This is a genomic window from Flavobacterium sp. YO12, from assembly GCF_004119495.1.
In the GTDB taxonomy this organism is placed as follows: domain Bacteria; phylum Bacteroidota; class Bacteroidia; order Flavobacteriales; family Flavobacteriaceae; genus Flavobacterium.
Window position 1 is genome coordinate 78,673 of record NZ_NRQU01000003.1, and the last position, 16,000, is coordinate 94,672.

Here is a 16,000-nt window from a genome sequence, read left to right on the forward strand (position 1 = left end):
AATCTAAATAAGCTTGCAAAATACAATCCATACCCTGAAAAAAGGCGATAAAGCCATTATCAAAGATTTTGATATCGATTTGATTCCTTTAAAATTATTAGAGATGGGTTGTTTGCCGGGCAGCTTAGTCGAATTGCTTCAAATTGCTCCTTTTGGAGATCCTTTATATTTAGATATAAATGGTTCGCACGTAGCGATACGTGTTGAAACTGCTCGTGAAATTGAAGTTGAACTTATCAAAAACAATTTGTAATGAGCATTCAAAATATCAATGTTGCCCTTATTGGGAATCCAAATACTGGAAAGACTTCTGTTTTTAATCAACTTACGGGTTTAAATCAACAAGTGGGGAATTATCCGGGAATTACGGTTGAGAAAAAAATAGGTTTCTGTAAATTACCGCATAACATCAAAGCTAACATTCTGGATTTGCCGGGAACGTACAGTTTGAATGCTAGTTCGATGGACGAAAGTGTTGTTATTGAACTTTTATTGAACAAAAACGACAAATTGTATCCAGATGTGGCTGTAGTAGTTACTGATGTTGAAAACCTAAAACGAAATTTACTGATTTACACTCAGATAAAAGATCTTGAAATTCCGACGATTCTAGTTATTAATATGTCTGATCGTATGGAAAGCAAGGGAATTAGTTTAGACATTCCGTATTTAGAAGAAAAACTAAAAACTAAAATTGCTTTAGTAAGTTCTCGTAAAGGTTTAGGAATTGAGCAATTGAAAGAATTAATTGTTTCCTACAAGACGATTCCGCACGAACCATGCTTAAATGCTTCTGTAATTGATCCTCAATATTTTGAAAATTTACAAAAAGCATTTCCAAATCAATTAATGTACAAATTGTGGCTGGTAATTACGCAGGATGTTAATTTTTCGAATTTAGATCGAAATGAAATCCGAAGCACTTTTACCAAATCGCATTCAGAATTAAAACGTCTGCAGCAAAAAGAAACCATTAAAAGGTATCAGTTTATAAATGATGTTTTAAAGGAAGGTTTAAAAGTCGATGCCTCGATAGCAAAAGATTTTAGAGCAAAACTAGATCGTGTTTTAACTCATAAATTTTGGGGTTATGCCATTTTTCTAGGCATTTTGTTTATCATTTTCCAGTCTATTTTCAGCTGGTCGACGATACCTATGGATTTTATTGACAGCTCTTTTGCATCTTTAAGCAGCTGGGTTGCTGACGAACTGCCAAGCGGTATTTTGACTGATTTACTTTCGCAGGGAATTATTCCGGGAATTGGCGGGGTTATTATTTTTATTCCTCAAATTGCCTTCTTGTTTTTATTTATTTCGATTCTGGAAGAGAGTGGTTATATGAGCCGTGTTGTTTTTTTAATGGATAAAATCATGCGCAAATTCGGGCTCTCAGGAAAAAGTGTTGTGCCGTTAATTTCAGGAACAGCTTGTGCGATTCCGGCAATTATGGCAACACGAAATATCGAAAATTGGAAAGAGCGTTTAATCACTATTTTGGTAACGCCGTTTACAACTTGTTCTGCGAGATTACCTGTTTATGCGATCATGATTTCGTTAGTGATTCCTAATAAACGCGTTTTAGGAATTTTCAATCTACAGGGATTGTCTTTGATGTTCTTGTATTTACTAGGATTTGTCGCGGCTATACTTTCGGCATATGTTTTAAATAAGGTTTTAAAACTAAACTCAAAATCCTATTTTGTTGTTGAAATGCCAAGTTACAAATTACCGCTTTTGAAGAATGTTGGAATTAACGTTGTCGAAAAAACGAAAGCTTTTGTTCTTGGTGCGGGTAAAATTATCTTAGCAATATCTGTTATTTTATGGTTTTTAGCTTCTTTTGGACCTGGAAAAGATTTTAATGACGCGGAAAACATTGTAAAGGAAAGATTCGCAAATACGACTTTAAATGAAGTTCAATTTGAAAACGAAGTGGCTTCTCAAAAAATAGAGAATTCTTATATCGGGATTATGGGTAAAGCTATTGAACCTGTAATTTCCCCTTTGGGTTATGATTGGAAAATTGGAATAGCGATTATCAGTTCTTTTGCCGCTCGTGAAGTGTTGGTGGGAACTTTAGCAACAATTTATAGTGTTGGAGACAGTGATAATGAATCGACAATTAAGAGCAAAATGCAAAAGGAAGTAAATCCTGAAACAGGCGAAAAGATATTCAATTTTGCCAGCGGTATTTCATTGCTACTGTTTTATGCTTTTGCGATGCAGTGTGCCAGTACATTAGCGATTACAAAAAAAGAGACAAATTCATGGAAATGGCCTGTTGCACAGCTTTTCTTAATGACTGGACTGGCTTATTTTACGGCTCTTTTAGCTTATCAATTTTTAAAATAAATCACCATGATACAAGAAATAATTGCTTTTGGAATCCTTTTTATCGCGGTCGCTTTTTTGATCAAAAAGTTTTTTTGGAAATCTAAAAAGAAAAAAGACTGTGGTGATGGTAATTGTGGATGTTCTTAGAAAAAAGGTTCTTAGCTGCTGAGGCTCTAAGGTTCCAAGGCTAAAAAAACAATTTCATAGAGATGCTAAAAATAAAAACACAAAGCCTCGCAGAGAATTAAAAATCTTTGCGAGGCTTTGTGTTTATTTGCTGAATATTTGCGAAACAAAAACTTACTTCACTCCTTCCCACTCTGCATAAAACTGGGCTAGAAATGTTTCCATAAAACGATGTCTTTCGGCCGCAATTTGTTTTCCTTTTTCGGTATTCATTTTATCTTTTAGGAGCAAAAGCTTTTCGTAAAAGTGGTTTATTGTTGGCGCACTATTTTTCTTGTACTCTTCTTTTGTCATATTTGTCACCGGCGCAATTTCGGGATTGTGCAAGGCTCTATTTTTGAATCCTCCGTAATTAAATGCTCTTGCAACTCCAATTGCTCCAATAGCATCTAAGCGATCAGCATCCTGAACAATATCTAATTCTATGGAAGAGAACTTTTTTTCAAAATTTCCGCCTTTATAAGAGATATTTTCAATGATATTGACAACGTGCTGTATAATTTCTTCTGAAACATTTTCTGACTCTAAAAACAACCGTGCAGTTTTGGGGCCAATTGTCTCGTCTCCGTTATGAAACTTACTATCGGCAATATCATGAAGTAAAGCTCCTAATTGAACAACAGTAAGGTCACAATTGGTATCATTTGCAATTAAAAGTGCATTCTTGTAAACACGTTCGATATGAAACCAGTCGTGCCCGCCTTCGGCATCATTTAATTTCTCTTTTACAAAAGTGATTGTTTTAGTTATAAGTTCAGAATTATTCATAAGTGGTATTAGTTTGTAATAAAAGCATTCTGATTAAACAGATTTATATTCGCTTTTATATTTAAAATAAAAAAGTTGATTGTTAAAGCTTCAAGACTTTAACAATCAACAATGTTTTCAATATCAATTGCAAAAATCAATTTTAAATCTAAAATCAGTACTCTGCAATCTAAAATCTATAATCTCGCTGGTTCAACCCATTTAAAGATATGTCCTTCAGCAGGAATTACTAATCTTTCAGAAATTCTAGCCATACGAGCTGGAAGTTTCATTAAGTAATCACGTGCTTTTTCTGCTTCATCAGTCAAATTAGTAACTTTATCAATTTCCCATTTGTTGATTAATTTCTGCATAATATCAACATAATCGTTAGCGGTGTAAACACCAATACGTTGTGCTGAATCTGAGAATTGCTCAAAAGCGGTACTTATTTTTTGACCTGATTCTCTTAAAAAGTGAGCCGGCATAACAATTTTCTGCTTCATCATGTATTGAAAAGCTAACATCATTTCGCTTGGATCAACTTGGAAAATTCTGGTAACAAATTCACTGTAAGCATGATGATGACGCATTTCGTCACCTGCAATCATTTTACACATTTTAGACAACTTGTTATCACCAAATTTCTTAGCGATCTGCGCTACTCTATTGTGCGAAACATAAGTTGCTAATTCCTGAAAACTGGTGTATACAAAGTTTTTGTACGGATCAGTTCCTGTTCCAATATCAAAACCGTCGTTAATTAAATGCTGTGTTGTCATTTCGATTTCACGCATATTTACACGACCAGACAAATACAAGTATTTATTTAAAAGATCACCGTGACGGTTCTCTTCTCCTGTCCATTGTCTAATCCATTTAGACCAGCCATTTCCGCCATTTTCTACTTGGTTTACACCTTCTACATCCATTAACCAAGACTCATATGTTGGCAAAGCTTCTTCGGTAATTGTATCACCTACAAGCGTTACCCAGAAATCGTATGGCAGTTCTTTGGCAATTTCACGCAATTCTTTTACCTCTTCAAAAAAGTTTTCACCTTCAGAATTAGGCAAAAAATCAGACGGCTGCCAAATTTTTTCCACAGGAATTAAATACTGTTCAACGAAGCTGTCAACGTTTTTTTCCAAAAACTGCATCACTTCTAATCTAATGTTTTTTATAGACATTACTTATTTTAAATTTGGATTTAAGTTTAGCTTTTTACTAAAATTAAATCTGTTTATACTCGTTTACTCCTTCTACAACTGCCTTTTCTGTCAAAGCCATCAGTTCTGCAAAATCATACTCTTTTACAGCCATTGCTTTATGCACTGTAAAGGTAAGGCGATTTCCTAAACCAACAGGAAACATTCCATAACGCACCATTTTCCATGAATTGTTAATACTTACTGGCACAACATACGCTGAAGGCGCATATTTACATAGAATTTTTAAACCGCTTTGGGCAAACTCTTTTGGATTTCCAGTTTTGCTGCGAGTTCCTTCTGGAAAAATCACAGCAGATCTAGTGTTTTTTTCGATATATTCAGACAAGCCTTTGATTACTGGAATCGCTTGTTTAGGGTCTTTACGGTCAATTAGTACAGATCCTCCGTGACGTAAATTAAAAGATACGCTCGGGATTCCGCTTCCTAACTCCTTCTTACTTACAAATTTACAATGAAAACGTCTAAAGTACCAAATCATTGTCACGATATCGTACATACTTTGATGATTTGAAACAAAAATAAGCGGTACTCCTTTAGGAATTGTGTCTACGCCTTCAATTTTATAGGTTGTTCCAACTAGATTTGTACATTTTAAAAGGCAAAAGTTTAAGTAATCAACGCTTTTTTTATGCGCCTGATAACCAAAAAGGTTTAAACAAACCCATTGTATCGGATGAAAAACCGCTAAGCATAATCCAAAACATAAATAATAAATTACTGATATAGGATACGAAATTACCTTTTGCATGCTTCTAAAAATTAAAGGCCAAAAGTAATAAATATATTTTTAGCGGTATAAAAATTAAAAACAATAACCATTTTTATGCTTTAATTGTACCTTTGTACCAAAATTTGCAAATTTTTTCTGAATTAAATGAACTTTACTTACCCTAAAAATGAACGCTTAAAGAGCAAAACGACAATTGGTTTACTGTTTTCTGAAGGAAAATCGGTTTCAAAATACCCGCTTCGTTTGGTTTATTGTCCAGTGGGAGAAAATTCAGAAGAAAAAACAAAAATTGGAGTTTCGGTATCTAAAAAATATTTTAAAAAAGCGGTTGATCGAAATTATTTCAAAAGGGTTCTAAGGGAAACCTATCGTTTAAACAAACATTTACTTTTAGATCATCTGGATCAGCCATATTCTTTCATGTTTTTTTATCAAACAAAAGACAGATTATCTTACGAAGAAATCAATACAAAAACGATTCAATTGTTTGAAAAATTCATACTTCAAATTAAGAAAACTCAGGAATCTGAAAATAAAACTGAGTTGTAGACCTCAAAACTCATTTTGTATGTTAATTTAGACAAAAAATTATAAAAAAATTGTAGTTTTAGCTCTAAATTGAAACTTTATGCGATATATTTTCTTTTTAACATGTTGTTTTTTAGTTCTTTCTGGCTGCAATAAAGCTGATGCAAAGCATGAAGATCTTGCCGTAAGTAATATCGAAATGCCTCCGCCACCGCCCGCAGGTGCAAGTGAGTCTAATAGAAAAGATCAAGATAAAAACGAGGCTTCGCTCGAAATTCCGCAGAAAATTATCAAACAAGCTTCGCTTCGATTTGAAACTAATGATTTAGAAAAAACTTTCGATCAAATCAAAACGGCTATTACAGCTAATAAAGGAAGTATTCTAAGTGATTCTGAAGGAAAAGATTATAATACTATTTATAGAAATTTAACGGTAAAAGTTCCAAGTCAGAATTTTGACCCTTTTTTGAGTTCTGTTTCAAAAGGTGTTTCGTATTTTGAACGCAAAGATATTTCGGCAGAAGATGTTACAGAACAATACATTGATCTGAATTCACGATTAAAAACGAAACAAAAACTGGAAGAGCGTTATCTTCAAATTCTACAAAAAGCAACTAAAATTAGTGAGATTTTAGAAATTGAAAAGCAAATTTCGGCGATTCGTGAAGAAATTGAAGCGAAACAAGGTCAACTAAAATATTTGGAAAGCCGAGTTTCGGAAAGCACTGTTACTATTGAATTTTACAAAACAATTGCAGAACAGGAAGGGGTTAAAACATCTTATGGTGCTAAAATCTGGACGGCATTTAAATCTGGATTTTTTGGCTTGTCTAGTTTTTTCATTTGGCTGTTAAGTGTTTGGCCATTTGTATTGATGGTTTGTGCGGCGGTTTATTTTATTAGAAAAAGATTTAAAAGAAAAAACAATAATCATGTATCCTTATTTCAAAAAGAAATTTATTATACCAGCTGTTGCTGCAGGGTTTTTATTTGTTGGAACCAGTTTTAAAGATGATTTCTTTGAAATTGCCAAGCAAATAGAAATTTTTACAACTCTATTTAAAGCGGTTAACACTAATTATGTAGATGAAACGAATCCGGGCGATTTGATGGATAAAGCCATTAAAAGTATGCTTGGAAGTTTAGATCCTTACACGGTTTACTTTAACGAACAGGATGTTGTTAATTTTAAAATTAATAATACTGGGGAATACACTGGAATTGGTGCTATGATTGCCCGTAAAAAAGATCGTCTTGTTGTTCGTGAGCCTTATAAAAATTATCCTGCTGATAAAGCGGGATTGAAAGCGGGTGACGAAATTATACAAATTGGTGATGTTTTAATTGCTGATTTTAAAGATGATGCTTCGCAGCTTTTAAAAGGGGCAAAAAACACCAAAATAGCAGTTAAATATCTTCGTCAGGGAAAAATGTATACAACTGAATTGGTTTTGGATGAAGTTGATATTAAATCGGTTCCTTTTTATGGCAAGATTGACAGCAAAACGGGTTATATAGTGCTGTCTCACTTTAGCCGAAAAGCTTCTGCTGAAGTTAAAGAGGCGCTGGAGAAGTTAAAAGCCGATGGGGCAACACAAATTGTTCTTGATTTAAGAGGAAATCCTGGAGGTTTGTTGAATGAAGCTATTGATATTTGTAATTTGTTTGTTCCTAAAAATGAAGTTATTGTAACTACTAAATCGAGAATTGAAAAACACAATAATACTTATAAAACGACCAAAGAACCTGTTGATACTGAAATTCCTTTAGCTATTTTGGTAAACGGACGCAGTGCTTCGGCTTCTGAAATTGTTTCTGGAGCTTTGCAGGATTTAGATCGTGCGGTTATTTTAGGAAGCCGCAGTTTTGGTAAGGGCTTAGTGCAACGCTCTGTAGATCTTACTTATGGAACGCAGTTAAAGGTGACTATTTCTAGATATTACACTCCTTCTGGAAGATGTATTCAGGCTTTGGATTATGCTCATAAAGACAAAAATGGTGTAGCGCAAAAAACGGATGCTAAAAATTTTAATGCTTTTAAAACTAGAAAAGGAAGAACGGTTTATGACGGCGGCGGAGTTTTGCCGGATATTGAATTAGACGAGACAAAAATGAGTCCGATAACGACTGCTCTTTTAAAAAATGACGGAATTTTTGATTATGCAACGTCGTACTATTACAAGAATCCAAATTTAGGTGACAAAATCCCTGTGATTACTGATGCAGATTACAGCAGTTTTAAACAATATTTAAAATCGAACAAAATTAGTTTTGATACTGAAACTGAAATTGCTCTTAAAAATACTTTGGCTGCTGCTAAAAACGAAAAGATTGACGAAACTATTGCTCCTGAATACCAACAATTAATAGCGGCTTTGGAGAAAAGCGAAAATACTTTATTGGATAAAAATCAAAAAGAAATTAAAAATCTAATTCAGGAAGAGCTTATAAAAAGATACCAATATCAGGAAGGTTTGTATCAATTTTACATCAAAAATAATTCGGAAATAAAAAAAGCTGTTAACGTATTAAATAATCAAACCGAATATAAAACGATTCTAAAAATGTAATGAATGAAACTTTATAGAGCCCTATTTCTGTTTTTAATTTACAATGTATCGGCACAACAAAAACCTATCGAAACGGTCTATTTTGATTTCGATAAATTTGATCTTACCAGCCAGCAGATTGAAGTTGTAAAGAATTTTATTAAAACAATAGATACCTCTAAAGTTGAGTCTATACAAATTTACGGCTACTGCGATGATCGAGGCAGTGATGATTATAATTTTCGATTGTCTCATGACAGGGTAAATACAATTCAAGACTTGCTGCTTGCTTCTGGATTTAATCAAACTAAAATTGTTGTTTTAGAAGGAAAGGGCCGTGTGGTGCTTCGACCAGATACGGTCGAAAATTTGTATGAAACGAGATCTAGAAATCGGCGGGTTGATTTAATTGTTGTTAAACGCAACAGTTTTGGCAAAGGCGTTTATTCTTCGTTTAAAGACAAATTAAAGGTTGGTGACAGGATTTATTTAGACAATATTCTCTTTGATCTTGGAAGTGCAAAACTTACTAATAATTCTAAAAAGGAGTTAGACAAAATTGCTGTTCTTTTGCAAAAGCAAAAAAACATACAGTTCGAAATTAGAGGTCACGTTTGCTGTACTCCAGAAATATATAGTGATGGAATTGACAAGGATACAAAGGAAAGACGTTTGTCTTGGAATCGTGCCAAAACCGTTTTTTATTATTTAAGCTCTAAAAAAGTCTCTAAAAACAGAATGACTTATAAAGGCTGCGGCAATAAATTTCCTTTAAAAAAGGGAGATAATTATGATCGCCGTGTTGAGTTTTTGATTACTAGGATTTGATAAAATAAAGTAAAAGCTACTGCCTTAACAGAAACTAAAAAAATTCTACTTAAAAAACTTGGCGATTTTGCAATATTAAATCACAAAATCGCCAAGTTTTTTACTTTCAATAAAGTATATCTTTTATTATTCTCTAATCATTTCAATATGCGGAATATCGTCTTCTAAATACATTTCGCTTGATTGTACAAAACCGTGGCTTTCGTAAAACTTCTTTAAATACAATTGTGCGCCAATGGTAATCTTTTCTGTATTGAAGTTTAATTTTATGGCAGAAATTGCTTCACGCATTAAATCGTGTCCCCATTTTCTATCACGATAATTGGCATCAACTACTACTCGCCCAATCGAAGCATTATCAAAAGTGATTCCTGCATCAAATAAACGGACATAGGCAACAATTTTATTGTCGTATTCCCCAATTAGGTGCAATGCTTTCTTGTCTTTGCCGTCAAGATCTAAATAAACACAGTTTTGCTCTACTACAAAGATCTCACTTCTTAATTTGAGCAAATCATATAGCTCGTTTACATTTAGTGCCCCAAAAGGCTTTATTTTCCATTTTAATTCCATTCTTCCTTATTTTTTTACCACAAAGGCACGAAGGCGCTAAGTTAAATAATTTTTTAGCTGCGCTAAAGTTTCTTATAGAAATTACAAAGACACAAAGCTTCATTTCCTAGAACAAACCTTTGTGTCTTTATTTCTCTATATCTAAATAGAAAATTACTTTTTCTTCATTATAATTTCCATGCTTTTATATTCTTCTCCATTTTTCATGTCGAACATTTCCATTTTTCGGGTTTTAGGGTCGACAATTGTGTAGATCTCTCTGTAAGGCGTTTTTATACCATTCATAGGGTTTACCATATCGCCTTTTAATTCTATGCTTTTGGTTTTTTCGTCATATTTACCAAATCCTACCATCATTCCAGTTCCCATATTATCGATAAAAGTGCTGGTAAATTCTTTGCTGGCATTATTGTACGCTAATGTGCTTTTGCCTTCAAATGGTTGTCCCATCATGGTTCCGATATAAATAGCTTCTTGATAACGTCCGCCAAGGATCATTTTTACATTGGCTGTCGAAGTGGCCTTTTCAGGTTTTCCATTTGGTTCTGACCAAAAAGTCATTTCGCAATTCCAAGTTCCAACTTCATCGGCCATTAATTTATGCTCGTTTCCTGGAGTTGCATAAGCTGCCCAAGCTTTCATTTGGGCTGCTGAGTCTAAAGGCTGTTCTGGAGCTGGTTCTTCTACAGCAACGCTGTCTTTGATTGTTTTTTCGGCATCTTCTGTTTTTGCTTCTTTTTTACAAGAGGTAAAACACAGTACCGCTAGTAGTAATGTTGTGGTTAAATTTTTCATAAGTCTTTGTTTTATTGTTTGTTATAAAACAAAAGTAAGAAATATATTAACTGTCGTGGTTTTAAGTTTAAGGTTTCAATGTTTCATGTTTTACATTGTGCAGTTTAACCACAAAGTTTACGAAAGGAATACTATTAAAAACGTTCTGATTAGAAAACTTGAAACATTGAAATCTGAAACAAATTTTTATCGTTTATCTATTTTTACCGATTTTATGATGGCTTCTAGTTCTAACATTAAATCTCGTTCTTGATTGGATGGGGAATAACAGAATCCTTCTATAACTAAAATTCTATTATAAACTGGATCGACGATTGCGTAATTGATAAATGGGCCTGCCATGAAATCGTTTTTGAGCTCCCAGGTTCCTTTTGTTTCAAAGGCTTCTTTTTGGTCTAAAGTTGTATTAGAAAAATAAGGTGCATAAGCTTCTCCGGTAATCATACGTGTATTTGGTTCACGCCCTTTTATGTAATAACCAATTGAATCTCTCATTTTGATTATATTACCAACAACATTTCCTTTGGTTTTAAAGTTGTGAAGTGGTATTTGATAAATAAGTAAACTTGTATTGCCGCTTATAATGTCTTTTTTAAGCCAAATGAAATTCTTTTTGTGCAGCATGTATTCATATCCGGTTGGAATTTGGAGATCAATATGAAATTTGTTTTTTATAACTGCTGGGTTTAATAGTGATTTCCTATTGTCTTCCTGAATTTTGTGGATTTCGGCATCACGAATCATTTTGATTATTTGTGCTGAATTTAATTCGATACTGCAAATAATATCATCAACTGATTTTCCGTAAATGCGAAATGTATTGTGGGGCAAGGCTTTGCTGCGAGTAATCTCGAATTTATCGACTGCAGCTTTTTTAACCACAATTATACTGCGGCTGTCTGTAACAAAACCTTCAAGAAGTCTTGCAGGGTATTGATTTATTGTAAATAGGGGTTCTTCTTGGGTTAGACCCAAAACTGGCGAGGCAAATTTGTTTCTAATGGTATCGCCAACTTCTCCGTACCACAATTGGTCGTCGATAATGATAGAAATAGTATTTGTTTTCCCTGAAACTGGTTCTGACTGCTTATCTGTCTTTAAGCAAGACAACAGTAAAAATGGGATTAACAGCAATAAAAAATGGGTTTTATTCATTTTTTCAATTTATGAAATAAAACCCAAATTTAAATAAGATTTTTTATTATCCGTTTATTTTAAGTTTCATTCCGGGTTTAATGTCTTCATCTTTAATACCATTCCATTTTTTAATATCCGAGATTGTTACTCCTGGATATTTTTTAGAAATACTGTATAAAGAATCTCCTTTTTTTACGTAATAATCCTCGCTCAAACTTTTTGCAGATGGTGCTTTTTTCTTAAAAGAATCAACAGAATTAAGTGCTATTGCAGTTGATGCCGGTTCTTCGATTTCAGAAACTGTTTTAGAAACTACTAATGTTTTTCCTAAAGCAATTGTATTTGAATTTAAATTATTCAGTTCTTTTAAGTCCGCAATAGTCGTACCGAATTTTTTAGCAATGCTTCCTAAATTATCTCCAGCTGCAACGGTGTACTCTTGAGTTTGCACCTCATTTTTATCTTTGTCGTCAGCAGCGGCAATAGCTTCTTCGTGATTTCTTTCGATAATTGCCGGGGTTTTAGGCTCTTTTATATTTTTAGAAACTGTTTCTGCTTCTGATCTGATTTTTAATGTTCTTCCAAATACAACTGCATTGGATTTAAGATTATTCCATTTTTTTAAATCAGAAATATTAACATTATACTTATCTGCGATTGCGCCTAAGTTGTCTCCTTTTCTAACTTTATAAAACTGAATATCTTTTGATGATGCTACGGCTTCTCTAGTTACTGCTGGTTTTACTTTTGGCGCCACTTTCATTGCTAATTGTGTCGACATTGTTTTAAATCCAGATTGGTACTTAACGTAGGCATATATTTTATCTTCATTTGAAACGAAGGTGGCAATTTTATCCTTTGGTAAACGAAGGAAATGCTGTTCTCCTTGATAATAAGGCACTACATTTAATTTATAAGAAGGGTTTAGGAGCTGAATCTGCGATTGCGGCATATCGAGTAAATCTGCAATCTGTTTGAAAGACATTTGGTTTTTTATTGCAACTGTGTCTGTTTCAAAATTTTTAACAACTGCTCTTTCTGGATTAATTCCGTGCTCTTTATGGTATTCGAAAAGATACATTGTAGCGTAAAATGCTGGAACGTATCCTTGAGTTTCTTTTGGAAGGTTATTACGAATGTCCCAATAGTTTGTTTTACCGCCTGAACGACGAATTGCTTTTGTTACGTTTCCTGGTCCTGAGTTGTATGAAGCTAAAACTAGTTCCCAATCGTTAAAAACGTTAAACATTCTGGTCATGTAATCTGAAGCTGCGGCTGTAGCTTTAAGAGCATCGCTTCGTTCATCAACATAAGAATCGATTTTTAAAGCGTATTGTTTTCCGGTTCCGTACATAAACTGCCAAAGTCCGGTGGCGCCCATTTTAGAAACTGCTTTAGGGTTTAAAGCAGATTCTACAACGGCTAAATATTTAATTTCCAAAGGAATTTTTTCTTTGGCAAACGTTTCCTCAAAAATTGGAAAGTAATATTCAGATAAAGCCATTAATCGAGAAAACGATTTTTTACGATTCTTAAGAAATGACTTTATTATATTTTCTAAACCTTGATTGTATTGAATATCAAATGGTGATTTTTCATTCATTGCCTGCAGACGTTGTTTTAGAAGTTCTGTTGGCAGTTCTTCATCTACTGTAACATCTGAGTTAATGGTTTGAATATCTTTTGTTAAATCGTCATAAATATCTAAGCTTACTAACTCATTCATCCAAAGACTGTCAACACGAGTTGCCATGTCATCTTTTTTGAAAGTGCTTTTTATTGAGTCTAGATATGATAACTTAACTACTGGCTTAAGTTCTAATTCGGTTTTTGCAGTTTCCTGCGCAAACATCGACATCGAAAAAAGGACAGATACCGCTAGTGAGATTTTTTTTACAATCATATAACATCTTTTTTAAACCCTTATAATTCAAATAATTATAAGACCTCGTTTTTGCAAAAATAAATGGTTTAACGAAGAAAACTATGCAAAAAAATGTTAAATGTGATATTTTAGTCTAAAATCGCAGCGATTCCAGGTAAAGTTCTTCCTTCTAACATTTCAAGCATTGCCCCGCCACCAGTAGAAACATAGCTCATTTTGTCTTCAAAACCGAATTGTTTTACGGCTGCAACTGAATCACCGCCTCCAACTAATGAAAATGCTCCATTTTGTGTTGCTTCGGCAATATAATCACCTAAAGCAATCGTTCCTTTAGAGAATGTTTCCATTTCGAAAACGCCTAATGGACCATTCCATAAAATAGTTTTTGACTCTAAAATCACTTTTTTAAAGTTTTCTAAAGATTTAGGTCCTGCATCAAGTCCTTGCCATCCGTCAGGAATTGCTGTTACATCTACAATTTGTGTATTTGCTGTATTTGAAAAATCATCAGCGGCAACTACATCAACTGGAATGTGAACTTGTACATTTTTCTCTTTTGCTAATCTTAAAATTTCAAGTGCTAAATCTAGTTTGTCATCTTCGCAGATTGACTCACCAATTTTTCCACCTTGTGCTTTAACGAAAGTAAAAGTCATTCCACCACCAATAATCATGTGATCTACTTTGTCAAGAATATTTTCGATAACGGTAATTTTAGAAGAAACTTTTGAACCTCCTAAAACTGCTATTACTGGTTTTTCGCTGTTTTTAAGTACTTTATTTAAGCTTTCAATTTCTTTTGCTAATAATGTTCCAAAACATTTTTCGTTTGGAAAAAACTGTGCAATAATTGTTGTTGAAGCGTGCGCTCTGTGTGCTGTACCAAATGCATCATTTACATAAATATCTCCAAGCGATGCTAATTCTTTTGCAAAAGCAACATCACCAGCTTCTTCTTCAGCATGAAAACGTAAATTTTCAAGTAATAAAACTTCTCCTGGTTTTAAATTTTTAGCTGCTGTTTGTGCTGGTTCTCCAATACAGTTTTCAGCAAACTTAACCTCAACTCCTAAAATTTGAGAAGCTGTTTTTAAAATATGTTTTAACGAATATTTTTCTTCTGCTCCTTTTGGTCTTCCTAAGTGCGACATTAAAATTACGCTTCCGCCTTGTGCTAAAATAGCATCAATTGTTGGTTTTGCAGCATCAATACGTGTCGTATCTGTTACATTAAAATTCTCGTCTAATGGCACATTAAAATCAACACGGATAATTGCCTTTTTATTTTTAAAATCGAAATCGTTTAAAGTTTTCATTTTATAATTTTTTAGTTTTTTTGAAAGAAAAACAAATATAGAACTTTTACAGTTGTATTAAATTCGAAAAAAACAAAAATAACTAGTGATTAACAACGAAAACGATGTAAATTATGAAATAAAACAAAAAATGTTTTAAATACTAAAATTTTTACGGTGGTTCTTATTAATCGTGCACTGGACTTTGTGTACAAGGACAGTTACTGATTGATGAGAAGAAATCAAAACCAATTGTAATTGAATGTGTACCAGTATTGTAATTTCCTAAATCATTGAACATTACTTGATACGAGTATCCAAAATAGAATTTTGATTTCATGAAACCTACCATTGGTCCTACTGACAATGGTTTTGGAAATTGATCGTTTAAGAAACGATATGAAACTCCAATCCAATAATAATCTTCGTAACGGTTATAACGTCTGTACTTAAAGTTGAAATCGGTTGTTGAACGCTTATCGCTGGCAAAATACTGATAGTAAATTGATGGTTCGTATTCTATACGTCTATTTTCGCCGTCGTTAAAGACAAAGCCTGTATACACTTGATAATTTGAAAGCAAACTAGGCTCTACACCACGATATTTATCTGTGTTCTTTTTTAAGACGTTATTGGCATTAAAACTTACATAAAATCCTTTGTTACGATATAGCGCACTAACATCGAAGTTGCTATTTGTTGTATAACGGTTATCTGTAACGGCTGGATCCAAAATTGGACGTTCTATTGTATTGTTAAATTCATCAATATCAATTCTAAATGTATTGAAGTTGTATGAAAGTCCAAAAGATAAATATTGTTTGGAATAATAATCAAGAATCAAATGGTGAGCAAATGAAACTTTTGCTCCTGTTTGTCTGGTATATCCATTTTTATCATTGTAAACATTTAAACCAACTCCTGAACGGTCTAGAATTCTAAAATCGGCATACAGCGATTGATTATCTGGTGCATCTTTAATCCCAACCCATTGTGTAAGGCCGTTGGCACGAATTCTAAGATTATCACCAATACCTGCAAATGCTGGTGAAATTACAAAAGGGTTATCTGCCAAATACTGGGTAAATACTGGTAGGTTTAACTCTTGGCTGTAACTTGTTGTTACAGCCATGAGTACTAAGGATAAAATAAACTTTTTCATTGTAATAATTTTTTTAGAC

The 16,000-nt window shown here is 33.4% G+C and carries 16 protein-coding genes; 7 read left to right on the forward strand and 9 right to left on the reverse strand.

Annotation, left to right across the window (positions count from 1 at the left end):
- The first annotated feature begins 13 nt into the window (after positions 1 to 13).
- Genes BOW55_RS01710 through BOW55_RS01720 form a run of 3 tightly spaced genes read left to right on the forward strand, consistent with a single transcriptional unit; the run spans position 14 to position 2,481 of the window.
- Positions 14 to 253 (forward strand): FeoA family protein, encoded by a 240-nt coding sequence (locus tag BOW55_RS01710; RefSeq protein WP_071635705.1) that lies wholly within the window; start codon positions 14 to 16, stop codon positions 251 to 253.
- Entirely contained in the window at positions 253 to 2,352 is a 2,100-nt protein-coding gene (feoB, locus tag BOW55_RS01715; protein ID WP_129022699.1) for a ferrous iron transport protein B, read from the forward strand. Before BOW55_RS01710 ends, feoB begins: the two co-directional genes overlap by 1 nt.
- A 6-nt stretch (positions 2,353 to 2,358) precedes the next feature.
- Positions 2,359 to 2,481, forward strand: a complete 123-nt coding sequence (locus BOW55_RS01720; RefSeq protein ID WP_089053480.1) for a FeoB-associated Cys-rich membrane protein — start codon at positions 2,359 to 2,361, stop codon at positions 2,479 to 2,481.
- 153 nt (positions 2,482 to 2,634) lie between these two features.
- Here BOW55_RS01720 and BOW55_RS01725 read toward each other — a convergent pair whose 3' ends face one another.
- From BOW55_RS01725 to BOW55_RS01735, 3 genes are all read right to left on the reverse strand, one after another.
- Positions 2,635 to 3,288, reverse strand: a complete 654-nt coding sequence (locus BOW55_RS01725) for an HD domain-containing protein (RefSeq protein WP_129022700.1) — start codon at positions 3,286 to 3,288, stop codon at positions 2,635 to 2,637.
- Between the two features lie 176 nt (positions 3,289 to 3,464).
- Entirely contained in the window at positions 3,465 to 4,457 is a 993-nt protein-coding gene (locus BOW55_RS01730; RefSeq protein WP_129022701.1) for an acyl-ACP desaturase, read from the reverse strand.
- A 43-nt stretch (positions 4,458 to 4,500) separates the two neighbouring features.
- Positions 4,501 to 5,247: a 1-acyl-sn-glycerol-3-phosphate acyltransferase gene (locus tag BOW55_RS01735; protein ID WP_129022702.1), complete on the reverse strand. Its 747-nt coding sequence runs from the start codon at positions 5,245 to 5,247 to the stop codon at positions 4,501 to 4,503.
- Between the two features lie 126 nt (positions 5,248 to 5,373).
- Here BOW55_RS01735 and rnpA point away from each other — a divergent pair, with 126 nt between their 5' ends.
- From rnpA to BOW55_RS01755, 4 genes are all read left to right on the forward strand, one after another.
- Positions 5,374 to 5,778 carry a ribonuclease P protein component gene (rnpA, locus tag BOW55_RS01740; protein ID WP_129022703.1) on the forward strand — a complete coding sequence of 135 codons (405 nt, stop codon included), beginning with the start codon at positions 5,374 to 5,376 and terminating at the stop codon, positions 5,776 to 5,778.
- Positions 5,779 to 5,857: 79 nt separating this feature from the next.
- Positions 5,858 to 6,766, forward strand: a complete 909-nt coding sequence (locus tag BOW55_RS01745) for a DUF4349 domain-containing protein (RefSeq protein WP_129022704.1) — start codon at positions 5,858 to 5,860, stop codon at positions 6,764 to 6,766.
- Positions 6,690 to 8,327, forward strand: a complete 1,638-nt coding sequence (locus tag BOW55_RS01750) for a S41 family peptidase (RefSeq protein ID WP_129022705.1) — start codon at positions 6,690 to 6,692, stop codon at positions 8,325 to 8,327. Before BOW55_RS01745 ends, BOW55_RS01750 begins: the two co-directional genes overlap by 77 nt.
- A 3-nt stretch (positions 8,328 to 8,330) precedes the next feature.
- Positions 8,331 to 9,134: an OmpA family protein gene (locus BOW55_RS01755; protein WP_129022706.1), complete on the forward strand. Its 804-nt coding sequence runs from the start codon at positions 8,331 to 8,333 to the stop codon at positions 9,132 to 9,134.
- A gap of 126 nt (positions 9,135 to 9,260) precedes the next feature.
- Here the strand turns inward: BOW55_RS01755 and BOW55_RS01760 are convergent, their stop codons facing one another.
- The 6 genes from BOW55_RS01760 to BOW55_RS01785 form a co-directional block, all read right to left on the reverse strand.
- Positions 9,261 to 9,707, reverse strand: a complete 447-nt coding sequence (locus BOW55_RS01760) for a GNAT family N-acetyltransferase (protein WP_129022707.1) — start codon at positions 9,705 to 9,707, stop codon at positions 9,261 to 9,263.
- A gap of 153 nt (positions 9,708 to 9,860) precedes the next feature.
- On the reverse strand, positions 9,861 to 10,502 hold the full coding sequence (locus tag BOW55_RS01765) for a DUF1579 domain-containing protein (RefSeq protein ID WP_129022708.1): 642 nt from the start codon (positions 10,500 to 10,502) through the stop codon (positions 9,861 to 9,863).
- 186 nt (positions 10,503 to 10,688) lie between these two features.
- Positions 10,689 to 11,657 carry a DUF4837 family protein gene (locus tag BOW55_RS01770; protein WP_129022709.1) on the reverse strand — a complete coding sequence of 323 codons (969 nt, stop codon included), beginning with the start codon at positions 11,655 to 11,657 and terminating at the stop codon, positions 10,689 to 10,691.
- 46 nt (positions 11,658 to 11,703) lie between these two features.
- A complete protein-coding gene (locus BOW55_RS01775) occupies positions 11,704 to 13,542 on the reverse strand; it encodes a LysM peptidoglycan-binding domain-containing protein (protein ID WP_129022710.1) in 1,839 nt (612 codons plus the stop codon).
- 110 nt (positions 13,543 to 13,652) lie between these two features.
- Positions 13,653 to 14,840 (reverse strand): phosphoglycerate kinase, encoded by a 1,188-nt coding sequence (gene pgk / locus BOW55_RS01780; protein ID WP_129022711.1) that lies wholly within the window; start codon positions 14,838 to 14,840, stop codon positions 13,653 to 13,655.
- A gap of 166 nt (positions 14,841 to 15,006) precedes the next feature.
- Positions 15,007 to 15,981, reverse strand: a complete 975-nt coding sequence (locus BOW55_RS01785) for a type IX secretion system membrane protein PorP/SprF (RefSeq protein ID WP_241686443.1) — start codon at positions 15,979 to 15,981, stop codon at positions 15,007 to 15,009.
- Positions 15,982 to 16,000 lie beyond the last annotated feature (19 nt).

Bases quoted from the DNA above. Each gene is read 5' to 3' on its own strand.
- feoB (WP_129022699.1), top strand. From the start codon at position 253: ATGAGCATTCAAAATATCAATGTTGCCCTTATTGGGAATCCAAATACT.
- BOW55_RS01720 (WP_089053480.1), top strand. From the start codon at position 2,359: ATGATACAAGAAATAATTGCTTTTGGAATCCTTTTTATCGCGGTCGCT.
- BOW55_RS01725 (WP_129022700.1), bottom strand. From the start codon at position 3,288: ATGAATAATTCTGAACTTATAACTAAAACAATCACTTTTGTAAAAGAG.
- BOW55_RS01730 (WP_129022701.1), bottom strand. From the start codon at position 4,457: ATGTCTATAAAAAACATTAGATTAGAAGTGATGCAGTTTTTGGAAAAA.
- BOW55_RS01735 (WP_129022702.1), bottom strand. From the start codon at position 5,247: ATGCAAAAGGTAATTTCGTATCCTATATCAGTAATTTATTATTTATGT.
- rnpA (WP_129022703.1), top strand. From the start codon at position 5,374: ATGAACTTTACTTACCCTAAAAATGAACGCTTAAAGAGCAAAACGACA.
- BOW55_RS01745 (WP_129022704.1), top strand. From the start codon at position 5,858: ATGCGATATATTTTCTTTTTAACATGTTGTTTTTTAGTTCTTTCTGGC.
- BOW55_RS01750 (WP_129022705.1), top strand. From the start codon at position 6,690: ATGTATCCTTATTTCAAAAAGAAATTTATTATACCAGCTGTTGCTGCA.
- BOW55_RS01755 (WP_129022706.1), top strand. From the start codon at position 8,331: ATGAAACTTTATAGAGCCCTATTTCTGTTTTTAATTTACAATGTATCG.
- BOW55_RS01760 (WP_129022707.1), bottom strand. From the start codon at position 9,707: ATGGAATTAAAATGGAAAATAAAGCCTTTTGGGGCACTAAATGTAAAC.
- BOW55_RS01765 (WP_129022708.1), bottom strand. From the start codon at position 10,502: ATGAAAAATTTAACCACAACATTACTACTAGCGGTACTGTGTTTTACC.
- BOW55_RS01770 (WP_129022709.1), bottom strand. From the start codon at position 11,657: ATGAATAAAACCCATTTTTTATTGCTGTTAATCCCATTTTTACTGTTG.
- BOW55_RS01775 (WP_129022710.1), bottom strand. From the start codon at position 13,542: ATGATTGTAAAAAAAATCTCACTAGCGGTATCTGTCCTTTTTTCGATG.
- pgk (WP_129022711.1), bottom strand. From the start codon at position 14,840: ATGAAAACTTTAAACGATTTCGATTTTAAAAATAAAAAGGCAATTATC.
- BOW55_RS01785 (WP_241686443.1), bottom strand. From the start codon at position 15,981: ATGAAAAAGTTTATTTTATCCTTAGTACTCATGGCTGTAACAACAAGT.